The organism is Thalassotalea sediminis (assembly GCF_030295915.1).
Taxonomy (GTDB): domain Bacteria; phylum Pseudomonadota; class Gammaproteobacteria; order Enterobacterales; family Alteromonadaceae; genus Thalassotalea_C; species Thalassotalea_C sediminis.
Window position 1 is genome coordinate 2225484 of sequence record NZ_AP027361.1, and the last position, 18359, is coordinate 2243842.

Sequence of the window (18359 nt, forward strand, 5' to 3'; positions counted from 1 at the left end):
ATTAAAGTATTTATGATCGATAATGTAGATTCATTTACTTATAACTTAGTTGATGAACTACAAGTATTAGGTTTCGATCCTGTAATCTACCGAAATACACTGTCAGCATCCTTTATCCTTGAACAAATTGAAGCATGCCAGTCTAAAGTATTACTCGTGTTATCACCTGGTCCTGGCACACCTGCGGATGCAGGTTGCTTAATGGAGCTTATCGCCAAAGCAGCAGGAAAGTATCCAATGCTAGGTATATGTTTAGGTCATCAGGCTTTAATAGAACATTATGGTGGCAGCGTTGGCCGTGCCCCTGAGATTGTCCATGGTAAGGCAGGCAGTGTTAGCCATTCCGGCGTTGGTACTTTCGCTCATATGCAACAACCTTTGCCTGTAGCCCGTTATCATTCTCTTGTCGGTATCGACATACCTGATTGTTTAAATATTACTGCTGAAATTTCTACCGACCAAGGTGACATTTTACCAATGGCAATAGAACATTCAACTGACCGAGCCATCGGTTTTCAATTTCATCCGGAATCTATTTTAACGACTTATGGCAGCACATTACTTGCGCAAAGCATTCGCTGTTTAACCGAATTTGTATAAAGGATTACTCAATGAACGTATTACAACAACTTGTAGATGGTATAGCACTTAACCAAACACAATCACAGGCATTTTTTAGTGATGTGATGCAAGGTAAAGTATCTGCTGAGTTACTTGCATCGGTATTAACAGCTTTAAAGGTTAAAGGTGAAACTCCCGAAGAAATCGCTGGCGCTGCTATTGCAGTTCGAGAGTTTGCAACAACATTCCCGACACAACACGCACCAGTAAGCGATTGCGTAGGCACCGGAGGAGATGGCGCTAATACTATCAATATTTCAACAACGGCGGCTATTTTAGCGGCTGCATGTGGAATTCAAATGGCGAAACACGGCAATCGCAGCGTTTCGAGCATGTCTGGCTCAGCAGACTTACTGGAGGCTTTCGGCGTAAATTTAACGATGTCGCCTGAAACGGCGAATAATTGCTTACAAAAAGCGAACCTTTGCTTCTTATATGCGCCCGCGTATCATCCTGGATTTAAATATGCTGGCCCTGTACGTAAAGCAATGGGAATTCGTACTTTGTTTAATATTCTAGGCCCTTTAGTTAACCCATCATCGCCAAATGTTATGTTATTAGGCGTGTATACACCTAGCCTAATTCACACGATGGCAAAGAGTTTACAGCTCACAGGTGTTGAACGTGGTTGGGTTGTTCACGGCAGTGGCCTTGATGAAATAGCGCTACACGGAGAAACGCAAGTTTGTGAAATAGCGAATGGTCAACTTATCGACAAAATCATTACACCTGAAGACTTTGGTTTAAGTCGTTATACCTTAGATGATATTAAAGGTGGCACACCAAAAGAAAACGCAGATATCATACGACAAATACTGTCAGGCGAAGGACAACCAGCACATAATAGTGCAGTGATCATTAATTGTGCTGCTTTACTCTACTTACACGGTAAAGCTAAAGATTTAACCATGGCTGCAACCATTGCCAGTGAAGTACTTGCCTCAGGTAAAGGTTTATTAACATTAGAACAACTCGTAAAACTTTCAAATCAAGAGGACTGCCTTAATGGCTAATGTATTAGAAAAAATCATTGCCGATAAGCGCATTGAAATTGACGCCTTAAAGAAGCAAAAACCGTTAGCGTCTTTTGTTGATACATTAACACCATCCTCAAAAGATATGTATCAAGCGCTAGATCGAAAACACGGTTCCTCACATGCAAGCTTTATTTTAGAATGTAAAAAGGCGTCACCGTCAAAAGGGTTAATAAGACAAGACTTTAACGTGGCAGATATCTGCCGTACCTATGACAAATACGCTGCAGCAATTTCAGTATTAACTGACGAAAAATACTTTCAGGGTAGCTTTGAATACTTAAAAACCGTTACAGAAATGGTGAGTTGCCCTGTGCTTAACAAAGACTTTTTTATCGATACTTACCAAGTTTATTTGGCGAGATATTATGGTGCTGATGCTATTTTACTAATGCTTAGCGTCCTAAACGATGAAGAATACTCGCAGCTTGCAAGGGTTGCTGAGAAACTGCACTTAAATGTGTTAACCGAAGTATCTACCGATGAAGAACTCGCAAGAGCCGTAACGCTAAACGCGAAACTCATTGGCATCAACAATCGTAACTTACGTGATCTTTCCACCGACATTTCTCGTACTTTCGACTTTGCCCCAAAAATACCCGATGATCGAATCATTATTTCAGAATCAGGTATTTATACCAATCAACAGGTAAGAGAGTTAGCGCCAGCTGTTGATGGCTTTTTAGTAGGGAGTTCTATCATGGCTCAACATGATATTGACTTAGCGTGTCGTAAGCTAATTTATGGAGAGAATAAAGTCTGTGGCTTAACGAGCGCGGAAGATGCGCAACAGGCGGCCAAGTCAGGCGCCATATATGGAGGATTAATTTTCGCTGAAAAATCGCCTCGGGCTATCGATGAGCAACAAGCAAAGGATATTGTTACTAACGCGCCTTTGTTGAATTATGTCGGTGTTTTTGTCAACAGTGATATTACATTTGTTGCAGCATTAGCAAAGTCGCTCGGATTATATGCTGTGCAACTGCACGGCAGTGAAGACGACAGCTATATAAGCGACTTAAAAGCGTTATTAGGCGACACCTGCCAAATTTGGCGTGCCAACAAAGTGTCTTCTTCGTTAAACAATATGCAACATTCAGACATAGAGCATTTAGTCTTAGACGGTAGCAACCCTGGCAGTGGACAGCCTTTTGATTGGCAGTTGTTAGAAAACACGCATTTTTCATTGTCAGATAGCTTTTTGGCCGGTGGGTTGTGTCCAGACAATATTGAACAGGCATTGCAACTTCTTACACAACAAGAGCTCTTTGGGCTAGATATCAACTCAGGTGTTGAAACATCACCGGGTATTAAAAGTCGAGAAAAATTGACTCGCACTTTCAAACAGATACGGAATTATTAACATGACTAAAATTTCACAGAAAAAGACAACACTGCCCGCCTACTTTGGTGAATTTGGTGGCATGTTTGTTGGAGAACTATTGGTACCGGCTTTAGAACAATTAGAACAAGCCTATCTCGAGTCACAGCAAGATGAGTCGTTTATAAAAGAGTTTAACGACCTACTGGAGAACTACGCGGGTAGACCAACACCATTAACGTTAACGCGAAATGTTTCGCCAAATCCATTAGCCAAAATCTATCTTAAACGTGAAGATTTATTGCATGGTGGTGCACATAAAACAAATCAGGTACTTGGGCAAGCACTACTTGCAAAACGCATGGGAAAAACCGAAATTATTGCTGAAACAGGCGCTGGTCAGCATGGTGTAGCTACGGCAATCGCTTGTTCACTCTTAGGGCTAAAATGTCGCGTATATATGGGCGCATTAGATTGTTCACGTCAGCAACCAAATGTTTTTAGAATGAAATTAATGGGGGCGGAAGTAATTCCAGTAACCGCTGGTGCAGGCACGCTAAAAGATGCCGTTAATGAAGCGCTACGAGACTGGTCAGCAAATTACGACAACGCACATTATTTATTGGGCACAGCAGCGGGCCCACATCCCTTCCCAACCATTGTTCGAGATTTCCAAAAAATGATTGGCGAAGAAGCAAAGCAACAACTATTGAGCCAAGAAGGACGTTTACCTGATTACGTTATTGCTTGCGTCGGAGGCGGTTCAAATGCCATAGGTATGTTTAACGACTTTATACATGAAGAAAGTGTCAACATTATTGGCGTAGAAGCAGGCGGTAAAGGTATTGATACTCATGAGCATGGCGCAACATTGTCTGCTGGTACTAAAGGTATGCTACACGGCAATTACACCTATATTATGCAAGATAATTATGGCCAAATTGAGGAGTCCTACTCTGTGTCTGCAGGCTTAGATTATCCAGCAGTTGGGCCACAGCATGCGCATTTAAAAGAGACAGGTCGAGCACAGTATGTGCCAATTAACGATGATGAAGCGTTAGAGGCCTTTCAAACACTAGCCAGAGCAGAAGGTATAATACCGGCGTTAGAGTCGTCGCATGCGCTTGCTCAAGCACTAAAAATGGCGAAAGACGTAACCGAAGAAACAATTTTCTTAGTGAATTTATCGGGACGTGGTGATAAAGATTTAGCGCATGTACACACAGTGTTACATGGAGAGGAACAATAAAGATGACTCAAGTATCAACAAATACCCTAGGCCAACGCTACACAAATTGCTTTGCTTCACTTGCAGAACAAAAACAAGGGGCATTTATTCCGTTTGTGACTATCGGAGATCCCACCCCTCAGCTATCCGTTAAGATCATTAAAACATTGATAGACGCAGGCGCAGATGCACTCGAATTAGGTATTCCCTTCTCAGATCCGAGCGCTGATGGTATCACAATTCAAGAGGCAGCAAAGCGTGCTTTAGCTGCAGGCGTAAATACCGATATTTGCATAGAAATTTTAGCTGAAATTCGCGCTTACGCCCCAGATATCCCCATAGGTTTATTACTTTATGGAAACCTTGTTTTTGCGCGAGGGATAAATAAATTTTATCAGGATATGGCGCAGGCGGGTGTAGATTCAGTACTAATTGCCGATCTTCCAATAAGGGAAAGCAAACCGTTTGTCGAGGCAGCTCATACTGCAGGCATTGCCCCTATTTTTATCGCTCCACCTAATGCAAGCGACGAAAAGCTTGCTGCTGTAGCCCAACACAGTAAAGGCTATACCTACGTATTAAGTAGAGCTGGGGTAACAGGCACTGAAACTAAGGCGAGTACGCCAGCTGAACACTTGATAACAACATTAGCTAAGCATCAAGCTGCACCAGCTGTTATTGGATTTGGTATATCAACACCATCACAAGTGAAAGACGCGCTAAAAGCAGGAGCAAGAGGAGCAATAAGCGGCTCCGCGGTTGTTAAAGTGATAGAGAATAACTTGAATGATAAAAAGACTATGTTAAGTGCTCTCCATGATTTTATTAGCGATATGAAAGCAGCAACTAAATAGTGGCTAGAAAGCAAAAAGCCAACTAGTGAAACTAGTTGGCTTTTTAACCTAAGTAATTTACATGCATAATAAGCGCAATCATTACCACCTAATCTGGTAGGCCCATAGACCTATACTTTAGCGCTTTTATTATAAAACAATGCTCTAACTGCACAATAAGCAATAATCGTGATCAAGGCTACAGTGAGCATTTTGTCGAAGTAACCGTATAAATCAACTTCAATATGTAATGCTTGATGCGTCAACCACATAACAATAGCCGCGGGTTCACCTTGCAATAAATTAAACGCTAAAATAATACTACAAACTAGCAAGCACGTACCTATAGCCTTAGCAAAAACTGAATATGCAATTCGTTCCATGTTAAACCTTTATTTTATCTCTTTTGATTCAGAACAACCTTGAAATAATACAACTCGAGTAAAAATTCCAACAAGCGGCTTTCAACATTTTAAGAAATGGCAGAAGCCAAAGATGTAAAAAGCGTAGGCCAAAGTAAAGTTGCCCCTAACTTACGTTGTTTTTGATATTTTCGTAAATAATTACTCGTTATATTTAAACGATTAGTCTATCGGCAACCGGGTTTATTACACCCCTACGAACATTTTTCTAAAAAATACTATCGTATGCCAGCCTTCCATAAAGCATTATCGTTAATCAATACGCGATTTATCCGCAATAACCTGACACAACTCATGTGTAGCCAATACACTATCGAGGTGAGTTTGATCCGCTCCCCCAGAATTATCAATCATCCTTAACCAGTCAGCTAACATGTCTTCAAACCCTCTTGTATGCAAATAACTTTGCCAATCAGAAAAACCTAGCTGAGTGCGTTTTCCTGATTGCACATGGTATCCATGGGTCAAATTTTCAATTTCTGTTTTACAATGCTCAGAAAAATACTCAATTCTTTCTTCATTTATGCCTGCTACTCTATTCATACTACCTTCAAATAGTGCGCCTGCAGCACTAAAACGAATACTTATATTACCTAGCGCTTCTCCAACAAAATAAGTATCAACGGTTAGCGTTTCTATGGCTTCAGTTAAGGTAGCCCCTGAAAGAAACAGTAAACCATCAACCACATGAATAAAGTCATTGAAAATGGTATCAATTGCCGATGATAGAATATTATCTCTGTTTTTTTGCCATCTAACGTGAACAGGCTTTTTTAATTTCAATGTGCCAATTAATGGCGCATAACGTCTATTCATAGCCACAAACAAGGGAACGTTTTGCTCTCTCGCTAAGGTGACAAGTTGTCGGCATTCATCTATGTCAAAACTTAATGGTTTATCAACAAAAGTTGGTATGTTTGCCGCCAACAATTGTTTAGCCATTGTAAAATGCGTCGGCGTTGCACTATGGATCATTGCCGCGTCAGGTTGTGATATAAACAGTTCATTAAGTGTTTGATATTTTTTATCAATACGATACTTTCTTGACAGCACATCAAGTGTTTCAAGGTTCCTCGTCACAAGTATTGGTGCAATAGCACCATGTGCAGCAACAATAGGTAGATAAGCTTTTTTGGCAATATCTCCTAACCCTATTAAGGCAATGTTTTTCTTAACTGATGAGGTCTGTTGTAACATGTTATTCCTTTGTATCTTAGATATGAATTGCCGAACTCAAAAACAAAAAAAGCGCTGTCCTAAGAGTAGCGCTTTTTATAAAAACAAACGTTCGTGATTACGAACCTGATATTTTTGCCCAAGTATCGCGTAACCCAACAGTGCGGTTAAAAACTAAATTGCCATCTGTTGCGTCTTTGTTATCTAGACAAAAATAACCTTGACGTTCAAACTGATATGCAAATTCAGGCTTAGCACTCGCTAATGCTGGCTCTACTTTAGCATGTTCAATAACAACTAAAGACTCAGGGTTAATCACTGCATGAAAGTCTTCTGCAGCCCCAGGATTTGGCACCGTAAACAAACGATCATACAAACGCACTGTTGCATCAAGCGCATGAGCAGCTGACACCCAATGTATAACACCTTTAGGCTTAGTGCCATCTTCCGGGTTTTTACCTAATGTTTTATCATCATAAGAGCAATAAACCGTCGTTATATTGCCATCAGCATCTTTATCGCAGCGGGTTGCCGTAACCACATAAGCACCACGTAAACGAACTGCTTTTCCTAATACCAAACGTTTGTATTTTTTATTCGCTTCTTCTCGAAAGTCTTCTGATTCGATAAGTAATTCTTTGCTAAAAGGCACGATACGTGTGCCTTGCGATTCATCACTAGGATGATTCTTAACCGTTAGCTCTTCTACTTGTTCTTCTGGATAGTTTTCAATAACAAGTTTAATTGGGTCAAGCACGGCCATGGCACGCGGCGCATTATCATTAAGGTCTTCACGAATGCAAGCTTCTAATACGCCCATTTCAACGGTGTTATCCATCTTAGTAACACCGATGCGTTTAGCAAATTCACGAATTGAATGTGGAGTAAACCCTCTACGGCGTAATGCAGAAATAGTTGGCATTCTAGGATCATCCCATCCTGAAACCAGTTTTTCTTCTACTAAGGCATTTAATTTTCGCTTACTCATTACCGTATATTCGAGGTTTAAACGAGAAAACTCATACTGGTGAGGCTCAGCATCAATTGTAATATGTTCAATTACCCAATCGTATAAGCGCCTATTATCTTGAAACTCTAGTGTACACAATGAATGAGTTACATTTTCAATCGCATCTGAAATACAGTGCGTAAAGTCATACATTGGGTAGATACACCATTTATCACCGGTCTGATGATGATGTGCAAACTTAATTCGGTAAATAACAGGATCACGCATACACATAAAACTTGAGCTCATGTCTATTTTGGCACGTAATGCACATTCACCCTCTTTAAATTCACCACGCTTCATTTTATCGAATAACGCTAGATTTTCTTCAACGCTAGTATCGCGATATGGGCTATTTTTGCCTGGCGCTTTAAGCGTACCACGATATTCACGTGTCTCTTCATTATTTAAGAAACAAACATAAGCTAAACCCTTTTCAATCAATTCTACGGCAAAACCATATAGTTGGTCGAAATAGTTAGAAGAATAGCGAACGTCACCAGCCCACTCGAAGCCTAACCAATGAACATCATTTTTAATCGAATTAACATAATCAATATCTTCTTTTTCAGGATTAGTATCATCAAAGCGCAGATTACATTGACCTTGATAATCATTAGCTAATCCAAAATTAAGACAAATCGATTTTGCATGGCCTATATGTAAATAACCATTAGGCTCAGGCGGAAAACGTGTTTGAATAGTGGTGTGCTTGCCACTATCAAGATCAGCATCAATAATTTGACGAATAAAGTTGCTTGGACGGCTTTCAACTTCCGACATGAACGGTTAATCCTTAAAAAACTAAAAAAGCGATAAACTAATCGCGCATTATGTCAAAAAGCGTTACGAACTTACAGCGTAAAATGCTGCATACAAGAAATTCTTTTCTTGTATGCATAAACCTATCAATATGGGGATTTGACAACATTTCATTAACTAGAGCGTGTTGCTCTTTGCTGTTTGAGTTTTGTTTAAATTAAACGCCTTCTGATCGTGGCACTTGAATTATTGCATAGTCATTCTATGGTTAGCTCATGTAACAAAGAGCAAGAGGCGTTTAATTGAACCCTTCGGGCTGCATCTGTTTGGCATTTCTACTGTGTTAACGCTTGACTAGAGTAGAATAACTACACGGCGTAAGCGCTGCCTTGTATATATACCAAACCAATTGCGGCAAAAGTAAACATGAAAGATCAACACGCTCTAGAAGCTAGCGTATATAAATGTGTACTTAGTCACACCGACATGTTTAGTTAAAATGGGAGTATATTGTCGATGCAATCCTCCCATTATTACCTTAGCGTGTTATGTTAACTATCAGCCGCTAACTCCAATGCCGAAAATACTTCTTTATTAGGGAAGCCATCAGCGACTAACGCATGTTTTAACTGAAACGCTCTAATAGCTTTACGGCTATTCGGCCCCCAAATTCCATCGGGTTTACCACTTTCAAAGCCAATCTCATTAAGTTTTGCTTGTAGTTTTTCCATTTGATTGCGGCTAAAGCTTAATGGTTTAGGATCTTTAATCGTTTGTACGCCAGGCGCACCAACTAACTTGTCGGCAAGTATACCAACAGAAAGCGCATAATTTTTTGATAAATTCCATTTCATGATGATATCAAAATTTCGATAAACTAAAAAAGCATGCCCTTTATGACCATTAGGTAAAACTAACTCTGCTTTAATACTGGCCTTTGGCAGTGAATGACCATTGGCTTGCTTTACACCTGCCTCAGCAAACTTACTTAACGGGTATTGTGTATCAAAATTAAAACGACTGAAATCAAAGTTATCAGGCAATAATACTTCACGCCCCCAGCGAACGGAGGGTTGCCACCCTATTTTACTCAAGTAATTTGCAGCACTCGTTAATGCATCCGCTTCACTTTGCCATACATCAATTTTGCCATCATCGTCGCCATCAATTGCATACTTTAGCATCGCCGAAGGCATAAACTGCATATGCCCCATTGCGCCAGCCCATGAGCCTGAAAGCTGCTCAACAGCAACAGTGTTTTTATCGAGTAATGTAAACAAATTAAATAATTCACTCGTGAAATATTGTTTACGTCTCTTATCACAGGCTAATGTTGCGATAGAGTTTAGGATAGACATCTTGCCTTTGTGTCGGCCAAATACCGTTTCTAACCCCCAAAAAGACACCAAATATTGGGGGGCTATACCATATTTTTTCTGTAACCGAGCCAATAAATTTGCATGCTCTTTAAGCATTTTACGCCCATGCTTTATATGGTATTGGCTTACACGCTTATCTACGTATTGAGCAAAACTTTGCGCAAATTCTGGTTGGCTTTTATCAAGCTTTATTACACGTTCAACAGGCGAGAGTGATTGAATAACTTGCTGAATACGCTCTGAGTAACCTTGCTGACTCGCTTGAGTTGAAAACCGTTGTTGGCACTGTTCAAAAGTTTCCATTTCACTGGCTGTGCTATGAAAAATTGCTAACGATGCTGATAAACCGATAAGCGATTTGGATAGCTTAAGAGAAATTAATTGCTGCATTGAAAAATCCAAATTTAAAAACCATGAGCCTTGCACGTTATACAATTAACCAATCGGAGTAAAGCTGCTTTACAAAAATTTGTACTTTAGCTGTTGCTATTAATATCAACGGTATATTTGTTATACAGTCTTCTCTTTTTTCACCGTAATTAACCGAGTTCATATAGTCAAAAACACCGATTCAATTACACAACTAGTTACTTAACTGATGGAAAATATTGATGCTTTAGCTGTTGGTACATTCGGTGTACTTGGAGATCACCGAAACTATAAACCGCCATTTTTTGATAGTACGCTTTAAAGACAACAGCAAAACTTAGCGCATGTTTTTCAGCAACCTGATGCATAATATTCAATAATTCACGTTCTGGATAGCCCAAGCCATGTTCATCAGGTTGTCGTGCAAGTTCAGCGTCGATAGCTGCAATTACTGATTTAATATTGGTAGGTATGCAATCTCTTAATTGCGTTAATTCATTTACATCACGTTGTTTAAACGCATGCCAGCAACAATTAAAGAAATTAACGTCTTCGTTAGATAACAACTTCGCATGACTTAATGCCTGAAGCAAATCATCGTCTGCCATACCAGCAAAGTTATACTCGTTACCTTTATTGGGATGAGCCCAGCGAATCGAGGAAACACCAACAGATTGCAATAAATGTAGGACATACCACATATTAGCTTGGCAAAATAAATCTAACTCGAACCACAGCACAACATCACTATTTTCAGGCAGCTTTTTTATTTTAGCAAATTCAGGTTTAGACTCTGATAAATATTGTTGCTTACTGCATTGCGGATAATTATCAATAAACTTGGCGCGAATTACCATAAACTCGTCGAAAGTGTTACCAGCGAGATCTCCATCTACTAAGCATTCACGCGCAACAATCCGCTCTCCTGTAATCAATTCAGGAAAACGCTGCAATAATGCATCACCGTTTAATATGTGTATCATCACCTTTTATACTCAATAAAATATCTCAGCAATTTATCACGATTCATAACACAACGCGTTAGACAGAAACATCAATATTAATACCTTTGGTTTCACCTGTCTGACGCTCCGTAGGCTGACTAGATTGCCTTTCTTCTTGTCGTTTAATCTCTAATTGCTCTCGACGAGTCTTTTCTTGTGTTTGCGATGCTTTTTGCTGCTGTTCTCTTAATACTTGCGATAAGCCATTATCATTTGAAATTGAAGAAACCATTTTGTTGCTCCTGATAGTAAGTTCACTTAATGAGTATAGCAATGCCCCAAAAATCGTTGTTCAAATACAGGTAAACGTTGCTAAAAATGTGTTTTTATATTTCCAATCGTTTACAACACACCTGATCGCGTTTCTACACCGTTAATAGTCAACAGAATATAAAAGCTTTATTAGCAATACCAAGGCTTACCAGCGACCTTTATCTATTACTAATTTTATAAGTCTTCAAAGTTTGTCTTGATAAAAGAAGGAATAGAAGAAATTTTAAACTGAGCTGAAATGACAAATAGCTTGACTCAATTTCTGTAACAGTGACTAAGGGGTGATCACAAAGTTATCACCCCGTTTCTCGACATTAAATGCGTAATTATATTCGCTAAACACACAAATTGGTCGTTTGTGTAAATGACAATAAACATTGCCATCTTTCTTGAGCGTATCATTAGAAAGATCCGCTCCTTGGTGTGGACATTTTGCAGGAATTGCCCGATATTCCCTGTGCTCTCCATCCTCTAATTCAAAGATTAATATGGCCTTTTCGACATGCGCAGGCGGTAATGCTGCATTTGCGCGCCATACACTATTAGTATTAGACGACAGTTTAACGGCATCAAAAATTTCAATATCATGGTCTACAACACCTCCTGCTGGGAAATATTGAATTAATGCATCTTTGTTCATAATTGTTATAGTACTTCCAAATTTTACGGTGTTATTAACAAGTAAGCTTATGACGAATGCTGCGGACAACCTTTTGAATAACATTACGCAATGTGCGTTGTGCCACCATTCATTACCACTAGGTGCCAACCCTGTACTTCAGTTTAACCCTCAAAGTAAAATTTTAATTGCAGGACAAGCTCCTGGAACTGCTGCACACCAAGCTCAAATACCTTTTGCAGATCAAAGTGGTATAAGGCTTATGACTTGGTTAAATATCACCTCATCACAACTGTATAATTCACAGTTTTTTTCTATATTACCTATGGGATTTTGTTACCCAGGAAAGGCACAGTCAGGTGATTTACCGCCAATTAAACAATGTGCTGATACGTGGAGAAAGCAATTGCTTTCACATCTCAAAAACTGTGAATTAACCATTTTGCTAGGGAAGCATGCTGCTAACTGGCATTTGTCAAACACCACTTCATTAACAGAACTTGTGCGCCAATGGCAAACATTACTCGACAACAACATTGTGGTTTTACCGCACCCAAGCCCTCGAAATAACCCTTGGCTTAAGAAACATCATTGGTTCGAAACAACACTTTTACCCGTACTTCAACAAAAAGTCGAAGCGATCATACAATAAAACGTACATTACGTAACATGTGAAAAACAAGCATGCCGCAACTTATTGAGACTGATTAAGCGTTTGTTTTGCTTTTTCAAGTGCTTCACTGTCCAACCCTAGTTCTGCTACAGCATCTTGTATGAGTTGTGGATTAGTCATGACCTGCATCATAACTGCTTGTAATTTTTCTTGAGCAATACCCAATTGGGCAATAGTATTCATTGCCATTAATGGGTTGTTCGTTAACTCAACAAAAATAGATTCTATTTCATCGTCAGCAATGTTTTCTTCTTTTAGTAACTGGATAATAGGGTTCATAACCGTCTCTATACATAATTTCAATGACACCGATTATAAAGTGAATTTATTGAAAGAAAAACTTTTGATTAACGTTCTTTAATTCTTTGCGAGCTAAAGCTAGCGAATTATTAAATTCCTCATTACAATACAGTTATCGAGTATATTTGGATATTCAAATGCGTTTGACGATTTTTACCAAGACACTCCTCTTCACACTCTCATTGTTTATTTCGCTTTCTGTATCAGCGAAAGAATCACTAAATGTCGTGGTAGGTCTAACTAAACCCCCTTACGTTATTGCTGATTTAAACTCAGGTTTTGAGCTAGAGCTTATTGAAAATGTATTAGCGCAACAAAATAAATCACCCGAATTTATTTACGTACCTTTTGGTCGTTCAGAGCGTATGTTAAAAGAACATGATATTGATATGATATTAACGGTAAATGACTTTATTATTAAAAATAAAGCATATCTTTCAAAACCCTATATCACTTATCAAAACGTTGCTATTTCGTTGAATAAGAATAACTTTGTTATCAATACCATTAAAGATCTTAAAAACCATTCCCTAGCAACGTTTCAATCTGCCCATAAAGTTTTAGGCAACGAATTTGCAAAAGCTGCTGAGGTGAGCCCTGTATATATTCAAATTGCAAAACAAAAAATTCAATTGGAAATGCTGTTTAAAGAGCGTGTCGATGTGATTATCATGGACTTAAATATCTTTAATTATTATTTACAAAAACTTTATCCAAGTGAAGACTTTACAAATTTAGCTATTCACCAAATTTTTCCAAAAACACACTACAGTGCAGCCTTTAAAAATAGTCGTTTGTTAAACGACTTTAATCAGCAATTAGAAATATTTTTAAGCACTGAACAATATCGACAATTAAGACATAAATATCAACTCATTGGCGATTAAACACGTCATAAAGTGAAGCTATAAGTTAGCAAATTTAAACTTATCTATTTTAATCGTTAGGTCAATTTTATATTTATTGTGCAATTGTCCAATTATTTTACATTCACTCTCCCTACCTTGATAGAGAAAAATTTAACCAACTGATTTTATAACACTTTTTCTTAATGGAATTAATATTGCTTTATTGATTTAGCTTGGTTGTAAGAAGCGGTAACGCAACTATGCATCACGTTTAATAACAATCAATAAGGAATATACTGTGCAATACATAAAACAAATATTGGGCTTCACCCTTTTATCGTTATTCGCTATCAATGCGAGTGCTAGTATCATCACTCCTGTAGACACTATCGAAAGTAGTGGTTTAGATGTATGGAAATATGGTGATATGAGGGATGGCGGTACAGCCAATATCGTCAGCCTAACAGGGCTAGGCGGTAATCTAGAGTCAAATGCTCCGCTTGGTAATGATGCATTAATGTTAACGACTGGTTTAGCAAATAATGATAAAGCAGAAGTAGGAATAAGCAATGACTTTGGCTTGGTTTCAGATATTTTCAATCAGGATCTATCATTTTCTTATGACTATTATCGTACAAATGATCCTAGTGGTAACAATTTTGCTGCTCCTGCATTAAAACTCGGTTTTTATAAAAGTAACTGCCTCGGAGATTGCTATTTCCAACTCATATTTGAACCTTACTTCAATAGTCAACTCGTTGATGAGCAATGGCAAAATGTGCAAATAGATCTCAATGTAGGCAATTTTTGGAATACAGGTGGTTTCGGATTAGCAAGTGGTGCTGGCGGCTGCGGTTCAGTTGGCTGTATTAGCTTAGCTGATACACGTACAGCTGCTAATATTGATTTTGAAGGTGCATCCCTTGTTAATGTAGCTATAGGTATTGGTACGTATAATCAAGGCGTTACTAGCTATGTCGATAATGTAAATATCAATGTTGGAAACTTTGACAAAACCTTTGATTTTGAGGCCACAGAAGTGCCTGAGCCATCGACAATTTTTATATTTACGATAGCGCTTTTAACATTACGCTTCTTTCACCGTACTGTTTAATGAGTGATATGTAATTAAATGCACCATTAATTTAAGCAAGTTAAGGCATCTTATGCCTGCCTGGCTTGCCTTATTTGATCTATCTATTTTTAGCTTGATTTACATAAAAAAACAGACAGTTAATTTACTGTCTGTTTTTTTTACACTTTTCCAATACAATTAGTTAGCCCAGGCAAAAAACCAACCTAATCAACTGAATATAAAGAAAAAAATTAAAATGGCATTATTAGTGCTAAAGTTAATCCAAATTAAGAACTACAGTACGTTAAGCGTTAAGTCGCTGTATTGAACAATAACTACCAACAGGTGTAATGGAGAACAATATGAAGTTAGTTAGAACATTAATTTTAGCAGTATCAGGAATGATTTCACTAAATGCCGCCGCGACACTCATCATTGATGAACAAGACCACTCAAGCAATACCGCAACAGAATATTTTGTTGATGTAGACAGCAACAAAGATAATTCACCTTACTATAGAGGTGCTGGTGAAGACTGGGGTTGGATGCATAACGGTATCGCAGGTACTTTCACTTCAATTACTTTAGATATTTCTGCATATGATGTTGATTCACCAGACGAAGTTGACAATATTAGTGTTTGGGATGGTAATGCATTTATAAGCTTAGGCTCATTAACAGGTATTAATGATTCTTGGGAATTTACACAATTTGATCTTTCTGGTTACGCTTGGGCAAACGATCAAGTAAATGCTGGGCTTCAAGTTAAAATGGATATTGATGCTAATAGTGAAGGCTGGCTTGTCACCTTAGCAAAATCTGTGTTAATTGTTGATGATGGCCAAGGCGGTAATACTGGCGGCTGTAATCCAACACCGGGTGTACCTTGTACGCAAGTACCGGAACCAGGCACTTTTATTATCTTTGCATTAGGTTTAGTTGGCTTAGCAGCAAGAACTAAGCTTTCAGTGAAAAAGTAGCTAACATAGTATATATTCGAAGGTCGCTAATGCGGCCTTTTTTGTTGCCGTAATTTCCACAAACGGCAATTATTGCCCTTTTAAATGAAATTCATATAAGTCAATTAATCGCTTTCCCTTATAAAACAGCATATACAAAGTAAAGTTTTATGGCTTGCTTTATGCATGCACTTTACCGAGTAAATACATGACACTTATGACTGACGAATTAATACGTAAGGACACGAAACATGCTTATCAACAACAATTACGCCGACATAGTTACCTTTGCAAGGCAAAGCGGGGCAACATTTGTAGATTTATCAAAACCAATTAATACGCCAGTATCACAAGATACCGTTACACTCTCAAAAGAAGCACAAGATAAATTAGCAGGACAAGAAACAACTAATGTTGCTAACACCTACGACAAACCAAGCAAATCTTCGTCAAGACCAGAAGCACTAGGTACCTCAGAAGATTCATTGTCACCTAAATCTCAACGTTTCAATGAAATGATGCAAAGCATTTTGGATAAAAGATTGGGTATTGATCGTGAGAAACTCGAAGAAATTGAAGCCATGATGAAAGAAATAGCAAATAACGAAAATCTTAGTCCAGAACAAAAACAAAAAGCGCTTGAAGAGTTAGAAAAAATGAAAGAGAAAATCATTGAAGAAAGCCTTGCACAAAAAGAACTTGCTAAACGTAGCTTTCATCAAGATGAAAAGTTAACAAGCTAAGATATAGGCGCTCATATCGCATCTTACCCTTTTGGTTAACGTCGCATTCCCTGCATCTATTTTTCATAAAATAATGATATAACTTGTTATCGCAAGCAACATGAAAACAAAGCCAACAAGCAATTATATTTTACGAATATTACACATAAACATAAAAGCTAGTATGCATCGGCTTCAATAAAAATAGGATCTGCCACCGCTTTAAAGGTACTGGGTTTATCAATTTTTACTGCAGATAAATCTTGTCTAATCGCGGGTTTAAGTAAGTGTGTAAACGCTTGTACGTCTTGATAGTTAGGATCTAACCATGCATCAAGTGTTATTGTATCTTGCGGTAACATCAGTGGGCTTGCTTTTGTATGAATCCGTTTAAGTTTTTCGTGAGCGGGTAATGTAATAATACTGCAGCCAATAGTCACTTCCCCTGTTTCTTTACACACATACTCTTTATACAAACCACCAAATGCGATAGCACCATTAACCGCGGTCATATCATAATAATGTTGAGGTACTTTTCTACTTCCTTGTTGTATAAATTCTGTTTCACCGAAGCCTTTAGCAACAATAATACAACGAGACTGTCTAAATGGTTGATAACCGGCTGTTCTAGGTACATTCAACTTATCATAACGTGTATTAAAGCTAGTATATCTAGAAGGTTTAAAGCCATTGTTTGATGGTTCTAGTAACAGCCACCATAGCGCTTGTTTCATATAACGTTGTGCCTGTTGTTGAACAATAACTTGCACAGGGCTCGCCGCGCGTACAAAGCGCTTGGGTTGCACAGGAGATAAATTTAAATCAACACCTAATTGTTTTATCAACGCCAAAACAAACTGATCATCTGTAATATTTAATCGACCACACATTACGCCTCCAAAAGCAAGTAAGGATAAAAATACTAAGTAATTTTTTAATAATAAATTCAATTACTTTCATAAAGAAAAACGAATTGTCTTAAAATTTATCAAATTTGTGCTAGAAAATCGCCACCTTTCATTTATACTGTATATAAATACAGGTATTATTATGAATGAATTAATTGAATTACTCCAACATCAGCATTTGGTTTGGCAAGGTTCAATCAAAACGCCAGCACAAAAAAAACAATCAACAGGCTTTGAAGAATTGGATCAACACCTTGATGGTGGTTTCTTACAAGGTGTTACTGAAATAAGGAGCATGGAAGGCATTGGCGAACTGCGATTACTATTACCAACACTTAAATATGCAATTGAAGAACAACGATTAGTCGTGTTTATTGCCCCTCGTGGGTTAATTAGTCCGCAAATGTTGGTAACTCAAGGTTTTGATCTCCAGAACTTTTTACTCGTATATCCAGATAAACACCAAGACGCTTTGTGGACTGCAGAGCAATGCCTTCGTAGTGGCGTTTGTCATAGTGTAGTGATGTGGTTCGATAAATCATTAGCAATGCACCAAATAAAACGCTTACAAATTGCTAGCGAAGCTGGCAATAGTCATCAGTTTATTTTGCGTACCAACAAACAAGAATCTTTGTCATTACCCGTAGAGTTAAGTCTATCTTTAAAACCTCACCCTCAAGGTTTAATAGCTTGTATAAACAAGCGTAAAGGTGGCTGGCCTTCGGATAAGTTTATTATCAACATGGAAAAGTACTGGCCAATGCTAACGCTACAGCCATTACCAAATAATTTAGTACCATTTCCCAAGGTAAAGGTGAGTTAAT

Annotated in this window: 20 protein-coding genes; 11 read left to right on the top strand and 9 right to left on the bottom strand. The window is 38.3% G+C overall.

Annotation, left to right across the window (positions count from 1 at the left end):
* From QUE09_RS10220 to trpA, 5 genes are read left to right on the top strand one after another with little or no spacing between them, the layout of a single operon-like run.
* Entirely contained in the window at nt 1-600 is a 600-nt protein-coding gene (locus QUE09_RS10220) for an aminodeoxychorismate/anthranilate synthase component II (protein WP_286235920.1), read from the top strand.
* 11 nt (nt 601-611) lie between these two features.
* Nucleotides 612-1634 (top strand): anthranilate phosphoribosyltransferase, encoded by a 1023-nt coding sequence (gene trpD / locus QUE09_RS10225; RefSeq protein WP_286232658.1) that lies wholly within the window; start codon nt 612-614, stop codon nt 1632-1634.
* On the top strand, nt 1627-3018 hold the full coding sequence (trpCF, locus tag QUE09_RS10230; RefSeq protein ID WP_286232659.1) for a bifunctional indole-3-glycerol-phosphate synthase TrpC/phosphoribosylanthranilate isomerase TrpF: 1392 nt from the start codon (nt 1627-1629) through the stop codon (nt 3016-3018). The genes trpD and trpCF overlap by 8 nt, the downstream gene beginning before the upstream one ends.
* Before the next feature lies 1 nt (nt 3019).
* Nucleotides 3020-4225: a tryptophan synthase subunit beta gene (gene trpB, locus QUE09_RS10235; RefSeq protein ID WP_286232660.1), complete on the top strand. Its 1206-nt coding sequence runs from the start codon at nt 3020-3022 to the stop codon at nt 4223-4225.
* A 2-nt stretch (nt 4226-4227) separates the two neighbouring features.
* On the top strand, nt 4228-5058 hold the full coding sequence (trpA, locus tag QUE09_RS10240; protein ID WP_286232661.1) for a tryptophan synthase subunit alpha: 831 nt from the start codon (nt 4228-4230) through the stop codon (nt 5056-5058).
* 110 nt (nt 5059-5168) lie between these two features.
* Here trpA and QUE09_RS10245 read toward each other — a convergent pair whose 3' ends face one another.
* From QUE09_RS10245 to QUE09_RS10275, 7 genes are all read right to left on the bottom strand, one after another.
* Nucleotides 5169-5420 (bottom strand): hypothetical protein, encoded by a 252-nt coding sequence (locus tag QUE09_RS10245; RefSeq protein WP_286232662.1) that lies wholly within the window; start codon nt 5418-5420, stop codon nt 5169-5171.
* 291 nt (nt 5421-5711) lie between these two features.
* Nucleotides 5712-6656 carry a Gfo/Idh/MocA family protein gene (locus tag QUE09_RS10250; protein ID WP_286232663.1) on the bottom strand — a complete coding sequence of 315 codons (945 nt, stop codon included), beginning with the start codon at nt 6654-6656 and terminating at the stop codon, nt 5712-5714.
* Nucleotides 6657-6753: 97 nt separating this feature from the next.
* The gene (gene glnS, locus QUE09_RS10255) at nt 6754-8427 is read right to left on the bottom strand and encodes a glutamine--tRNA ligase (protein WP_286232664.1); all 1674 of its coding nucleotides are present in this window, start codon (nt 8425-8427) and stop codon (nt 6754-6756) included.
* A gap of 530 nt (nt 8428-8957) precedes the next feature.
* Nucleotides 8958-10175 (bottom strand): lytic murein transglycosylase, encoded by a 1218-nt coding sequence (locus QUE09_RS10260; RefSeq protein ID WP_286232665.1) that lies wholly within the window; start codon nt 10173-10175, stop codon nt 8958-8960.
* A 197-nt stretch (nt 10176-10372) separates the two neighbouring features.
* A complete protein-coding gene (locus QUE09_RS10265; RefSeq protein ID WP_286232666.1) occupies nt 10373-11137 on the bottom strand; it encodes a DUF1835 domain-containing protein in 765 nt (254 codons plus the stop codon).
* Nucleotides 11138-11195: 58 nt separating this feature from the next.
* The gene (locus tag QUE09_RS10270; RefSeq protein WP_286232667.1) at nt 11196-11390 is read right to left on the bottom strand and encodes a hypothetical protein; all 195 of its coding nucleotides are present in this window, start codon (nt 11388-11390) and stop codon (nt 11196-11198) included.
* 315 nt (nt 11391-11705) lie between these two features.
* Nucleotides 11706-12071, bottom strand: coding sequence for a Rieske 2Fe-2S domain-containing protein (locus QUE09_RS10275; RefSeq protein ID WP_286232668.1), 366 nt, complete (start codon nt 12069-12071; stop codon nt 11706-11708).
* A 49-nt stretch (nt 12072-12120) separates the two neighbouring features.
* Here QUE09_RS10275 and QUE09_RS10280 point away from each other — a divergent pair, with 49 nt between their 5' ends.
* Nucleotides 12121-12702, top strand: coding sequence for a uracil-DNA glycosylase family protein (locus tag QUE09_RS10280; RefSeq protein ID WP_286232669.1), 582 nt, complete (start codon nt 12121-12123; stop codon nt 12700-12702).
* A 42-nt stretch (nt 12703-12744) separates the two neighbouring features.
* Here QUE09_RS10280 and QUE09_RS10285 read toward each other — a convergent pair whose 3' ends face one another.
* Nucleotides 12745-13002, bottom strand: coding sequence for a DUF2999 family protein (locus QUE09_RS10285; protein WP_286232670.1), 258 nt, complete (start codon nt 13000-13002; stop codon nt 12745-12747).
* Nucleotides 13003-13160: 158 nt separating this feature from the next.
* Here QUE09_RS10285 and QUE09_RS10290 point away from each other — a divergent pair, with 158 nt between their 5' ends.
* From QUE09_RS10290 to QUE09_RS10305, 4 genes are all read left to right on the top strand, one after another.
* On the top strand, nt 13161-13910 hold the full coding sequence (locus tag QUE09_RS10290; protein WP_286232671.1) for a substrate-binding periplasmic protein: 750 nt from the start codon (nt 13161-13163) through the stop codon (nt 13908-13910).
* Between the two features lie 259 nt (nt 13911-14169).
* Nucleotides 14170-14985: a hypothetical protein gene (locus tag QUE09_RS10295; RefSeq protein ID WP_286232672.1), complete on the top strand. Its 816-nt coding sequence runs from the start codon at nt 14170-14172 to the stop codon at nt 14983-14985.
* Between the two features lie 323 nt (nt 14986-15308).
* Nucleotides 15309-15926, top strand: coding sequence for a PEP-CTERM sorting domain-containing protein (locus QUE09_RS10300; protein WP_286232673.1), 618 nt, complete (start codon nt 15309-15311; stop codon nt 15924-15926).
* Between the two features lie 230 nt (nt 15927-16156).
* Nucleotides 16157-16648 (top strand): hypothetical protein, encoded by a 492-nt coding sequence (locus QUE09_RS10305; RefSeq protein ID WP_286232674.1) that lies wholly within the window; start codon nt 16157-16159, stop codon nt 16646-16648.
* Nucleotides 16649-16806: 158 nt separating this feature from the next.
* On the opposite strand, the gene QUE09_RS10310 is transcribed toward QUE09_RS10305, so the two are convergent.
* Nucleotides 16807-17577 (bottom strand): SOS response-associated peptidase family protein, encoded by a 771-nt coding sequence (locus QUE09_RS10310; protein WP_350226377.1) that lies wholly within the window; start codon nt 17575-17577, stop codon nt 16807-16809.
* Nucleotides 17578-17677: 100 nt separating this feature from the next.
* On the opposite strand from QUE09_RS10310, the gene imuA reads away from it, so the two are divergent.
* Nucleotides 17678-18358, top strand: a complete 681-nt coding sequence (gene imuA / locus QUE09_RS10315; protein WP_286232675.1) for a translesion DNA synthesis-associated protein ImuA — start codon at nt 17678-17680, stop codon at nt 18356-18358.
* Nucleotide 18359: the final 1 nt, after the last annotated feature.